Source organism: Roseateles sp. P5_B10, from assembly GCF_056400485.1.
This window is the reverse complement of sequence record NZ_JBFULE010000704.1, coordinates 1-2,726: the sequence shown is the minus strand read 5'-3', so window position 1 is coordinate 2,726 and position 2,726 is coordinate 1. Positions and strand designations below refer to the sequence as shown.

Annotated in this window: 2 protein-coding genes and 1 pseudogene; 1 reads left to right on the top strand and 2 read right to left on the bottom strand. The window is 68.7% G+C overall.

Features of this window, described 5'->3' with window-relative positions; all coding sequences use genetic code 11:
- A pseudogene (locus AC1DU6_RS26250) lies at positions 1-1,110 on the top strand (hypothetical protein); the annotation flags it as partial.
- Here AC1DU6_RS26250 and phoR read toward each other — a convergent pair.
- Positions 1,104-2,471, bottom strand: coding sequence for a phosphate regulon sensor histidine kinase PhoR (phoR, locus tag AC1DU6_RS26245; RefSeq protein WP_082532552.1), 1,368 nt, complete (start codon positions 2,469-2,471; stop codon positions 1,104-1,106). The pseudogene AC1DU6_RS26250 and the gene phoR sit on opposite strands and share 7 nt — an antisense overlap.
- A gap of 16 nt (positions 2,472-2,487) precedes the next feature.
- Positions 2,488-2,726, bottom strand: a 239-nt coding sequence (locus AC1DU6_RS26240; protein ID WP_477860708.1) for a winged helix-turn-helix domain-containing protein, incomplete at its 5' end; no start/stop codon positions are given.

Sequence of the window (2,726 nt, the reverse complement as noted above, 5' to 3'; positions counted from 1 at the left end):
GTCTACCTTTACGGCTTAGCCGCGGCACCATTCAAGCGAGGCCGTGCGCGGGTCGCCATCCTGCTCGCCCTGCCCGTGCTGGCCGCCAGCGGTGCCCCCGCCGTGGCTTGCGYCCTCGGCCTGCTCGGCCTGCTGCTGAACCACCGCTCCAGCCATGACGAGGCCAAGGCCCAACGGGTCTGGCTGCTGGCCTCGCTGACGCTGGCGGTCCTGGCGGCCTGGGTCTTCAATGGCTGGGCCTGGCGTGTCCTGCCCGGCATCCAGTTCGCCTCGTTGTTGAGCCTGCTGGCCTGGTTCTGCTGGCCGTCGGGGCCCCTGGCCTTGTGGACGCTGTGGCGCTGGCGCCGCCACGGCCTGCGCCGCCACATCACGGTGCCCGCCATTGCACTGCTGGTGCCGCTGGCTGCCTGCATCTTGATGGACGCTTCCGAGCGGGCGCTGCTGCTGGCTTTGCCGTCGCTGGCCATCCTGGCCGCCTTCGCGCTGCCCACACTGCGCCGCAGCGTCTCGGCAGCAGTGGACTGGTTCTGCGTGTTCATCTTCTCGGCGGTGGCGCTGTTCGGCTGGCTCTACTACGTCTCCATGCACACCGGCTGGCCGGCACGGCCCATGGCCAATCTGCGTCGGCTGGCCGAGGGCTTCGAGCCGCACTTCAGCCCGCTGGCCCTGCTGTTTGCCATCGCCGCGACGCTGTCCTGGCTGGCCCTGGTGCGCTGGCGCACAGCCCGCCATCGCCATGCGCTATGGAAGAGCCTGGCCCTGCCGGCCGGCGGCGTCGCGCTGGGCTGGCTGCTCGTCATGAGCCTGCTGCTGCCGCCGCTGGACTACGCGCGCAGCCTGGCGCCGCTGGTGGCTCGGCTGAAGACGCGCGTGCCCGTCGATGCCAATTGCCTGGCCGCAACGGGCCAGAACCTCGCCACGCTGGCGGCACTGGAATGGCATGGCGGCTGGCAGGTGAAAGGCCGCGGGCCTCTGAATGCATCAGGATGCAGTCATGCCGTGATCAGCGCGGGCCAGCCGACGCCCAAGGGCTGGCAGGTCGTTGCGCAGGTGAAGCGACCGACGGACCGCAGCGGCAGCGCCGGCCTGGTCCTCTTGAAGCGTCAATGATCTGACAGGGCCGCTGCGTTGAAAGCCGCCTCATCGCCCAGCGCCGAATCGCTGGCCTGGCGCACACGCGCGGCCGGGAAGACGAGACGGAATCGCGAGCCCTTGCCAACGTCGCTCTGGATCATCAGCTCGCCGCCGTGGCGCTGCATGACATGCTTGACGATGGACAGGCCCAGGCCCGTGCCACCGGTCTCGCGCGAGCGGCTGCCGTCGACGCGGTAGAAACGCTCGGTCAGGCGCGGAATGTGCTCGCGCGAAATACCCAGGCCGGTGTCGATGACGGTCAGCTCGCCGTTGCCTCCTTCGAGCAGCCGCCAGGCCACCTCGACCTCGCCGCTGTCCGGCGTGTAGCGCACGGCGTTGGTCACGAGGTTGGCGATGGCGCTGAGCAGCTCGCTCTCGATGCCGGCCAGCTCAACGTTGGTCTCCGGCCTCAGGTGCAATTGATGCCGCCCGGCCGACAGCACCTCGGCATCCGCGGCAATGCGCAGCAGCAGGCCATCCAGGCCCACCCAGCGGTCCGGCGCGGGGCGCGGACTGCCTTCGAGCTGGGCCAGCGTCAGCAGGTCGGCCACGAGGGTCTGCATGCGCTGGGTCTGCTGGTTCATCAGCACCAGCACGCGTTCGCGCTCGACAGCCGTCAGCGGCAGCGAGTGCATGGTCTCGATGAAACCGGACAGCACGGTCAGCGGCGTGCGGATCTCGTGCGACACATTGGCGACGAAATCGCGCCGCATGGCTTCGGAGCGCACGCGTTCGGTGACGTCCAGCGACAACACCAGGCGCATGCCCTCGCCGTATTCGCGCACGATGATGGACAGCGTGCCCGGCCCGCGGCCATTGCCCAGCACCAGGGATTCGGCAAAGTTGCCGGCCTGCAGGTAGGCGACGAAGGCCGGCGCACGCACGAGATTGGTAATGCGCTGGCGCAGGTCGCGCTGCGGGTCCAGCGAGAAATGGTCGGCCGCAACGCGGTTGCACCAGACGATCTGCTCCTGCGGGTCCAGCATCAGCACGCCATTGGGCGAAGCCTCGATGGCGGACAGGAACTGCTCCAGTTCCAGCCGGGCGCGCGCCACGCTGCGATCGCGGTCGCGCACGGCGCGCTCGATGCGGTAGCCGACCTCGCCCCACAAACCGGTGTCGCGCGGCGCGTTCTCGAGCTGGTTGCCGCGCAGCCAGCTCAGCAGGCGATGGCCCCGCACCGCGTCGACCAGCAGGGTCAGCACGACGCCGCTGACGACACCGATGCCAAGGCCCAGGCTGTCGATGCCAGTCGTCGTACGAACCACCACGCCAATGACAAACCCGATCAATGCGGCCACGAGGGCCATCAGCAGTCGGGGCAATAACCAGGTCATGTAGGGCGGGAAAAGCTCAAGCGGAGAGCGCGCTGCTCTGTTGGGTCAGTCGGTAACCGGCACCGCGGACGGTCTCGATCATGCGCGCGCATTGCACGCGCTCCAATGCTTCGCGCAGGCGCTTGACGTGGACGTCGATGGTGCGCTCCTCGATGAAGACATGGTCGCCCCAGACGCGGTCCAGCAGCTGCGAGCGGCTGTGCACACGTTCCGGATGAGTCATCAGGAAGTGCAGCAGGCGGAATTCAGTGGGGC

Bases quoted from the DNA above. Each gene is read 5' to 3' on its own strand.
- phoR (WP_082532552.1), bottom strand. From the start codon at position 2,471: ATGACCTGGTTATTGCCCCGACTGCTGATGGCCCTCGTGGCCGCATTG.